General features: G+C 36.9%; 1 protein-coding gene. It reads left to right on the top strand.

The annotated features are described in order from the left end of the window. Positions 1-86: 86 nt before the first annotated feature. Positions 87-359 carry an HU family DNA-binding protein gene (locus tag AC1DWA_RS33285; RefSeq protein WP_323619657.1) on the top strand — a complete coding sequence of 91 codons (273 nt, stop codon included), beginning with the start codon at positions 87-89 and terminating at the stop codon, positions 357-359. The last annotated feature ends 132 nt before the right edge of the window (positions 360-491 follow it).

Below are 491 nucleotides of genomic sequence, written 5' to 3'. Positions count from 1 at the left end.
ACCTTATTAAGTGACAAGTGTGTAGAAGCTATGATATGTTAGCATCTCTACATATAATCTAAAATAAGAGGATGAGGTGTTTGAATATGAATAAAACTGAACTAGTAGATGCAGTTGCAACACAAGCAGAACTATCAAAGCAAGATGCTAAAAAAGCTGTGGAAGCGTTGTTTGAGACGATTTCTAACACACTTGCGAAAGAAGCAAAAATTCAGTTGATTGGATTTGGAACATTTGAAGTACGGGAACGTGCAGCCCGTACAGGTCGTAACCCTCAAACAGGTGAGGAAATGACAATTCCGGCTTCAAAGGCTCCTGCTTTTAAACCAGGAAAAGAATTAAAAGAAGCCGTTAAATAAATATGCCTTATAATCAGCCCTCTCTAGAGATAGACTTCTAAAGGGGGCTATTTTACATGGTGAAAAACTTCTAAATACCTACACACAAATATTACCTAATCAAGGTTTCTATTTTCTTGTGTCGTCTTAGAA

The organism is Rhodococcus sp. P4_F3_2 (assembly GCF_056401335.1).
The sequence above is the reverse complement of the archived record's forward strand: the minus strand, read 5'-3'. Positions and strand labels throughout refer to the sequence as shown.